Below are 1,024 nucleotides of genomic sequence, written 5' to 3'. Positions count from 1 at the left end.
CCGAGATGCTCGCGATGATCGCCGACACATGGACCCCTCTGGACATCGCCCACCGCAAGATCGATGGCCTCGCGCCCCTGCTGGAAAACACCAACGTCACTTACCCCGGTGGGATTTACAGGGCCCTCGGTTTCCGGCAGCAGCGCTTCGAAGACGAGATCCAGGTGCGCATGCCTAATCCCGAGGAACGCGAACTGCTGCACCTGTCAGTCGGAACACCCGTCGGCCAGCACGCTCGGGTCGGCATCGACCAAACCGGACGACGCGTCCGAGTGCTCGTCTCGGTCTGGGCTGGCGACCGCCAGCGAGTGACCTACGAACTCGACGTACCGGAGCATGCGCCGGCCGAATCTGCCCAGTCGAATAAGGAAGGTGCCTGATGTTGGACTCGCCCATGCCCACCTACCGAATCCGCCGTGCAACAACAGAAGACGTGAACGACGTCGTTGGGCTTCGAATCCATGCCGAGGAATGGCTGCGCGCCGCTGGGATCGAACAGTGGACCGTTCGAACAACCGGTGAGGAGATGATCCGGGCACAAATCGACCGGGGTGTGACGTTTGTTGTCACAACCGGCGCCGGAGACACCATCGGCAGCTTGGCCCTGGACCAGGCCGACCCTGTCTTCTGGACACCCGACGAGATGCAACAGGCCGCGCTCTACCTCTACAAGTTCGTCATCCGGTCGGAGCGTCGCGGAAGCGGCCTCGGCGACCTGCTGCTCGACTGGGCATGTGAACGTGCCGAGGCAGCCGGAGCGAAATTCCTTCGGCTCGACTGCTGGAAAACAAATACTGCGCTTCATCGCTACTACGAAAAACGTGGCTTCGTCCACTACGCCACACGAACCGCCGAAGGCCGAAAGTCGGGTGCCCTATTCGAACGCCCGACAAGCCTTCGGCTCGTGAACGAACCAGCCGTAGCCCTGACTGGAACTCACACTGGGGTCGGTGGGCGACACGACGGCACTCTCCTCTCGGTGCGTCCCCCGGTGTTCGACAGCGCCCGGCCGGACGCCACTCGT

The 1,024-nt window shown here is 62.9% G+C and carries 2 protein-coding genes; both read left to right on the top strand.

What is annotated here, in order from left to right:
- Positions 1–380: UTRA domain-containing protein (locus AB0435_RS34325; RefSeq protein WP_366428766.1), on the top strand; the 380-nt coding region annotated here is incomplete at its 5' end.
- Positions 380–1,024, top strand: a 645-nt coding sequence (locus AB0435_RS34320; protein WP_366428765.1) for a GNAT family N-acetyltransferase, incomplete at its 3' end; no start/stop codon positions are given. The genes AB0435_RS34325 and AB0435_RS34320, both read left to right, overlap by 1 nt.

The sequence above is a fragment of the Streptomyces sp. NPDC051173 genome, from assembly GCF_040689515.1.
Lineage (GTDB): Bacteria > Actinomycetota > Actinomycetes > Streptomycetales > Streptomycetaceae > Streptomyces.
This window is presented reverse-complemented; position numbering and strand designations above follow the sequence as displayed.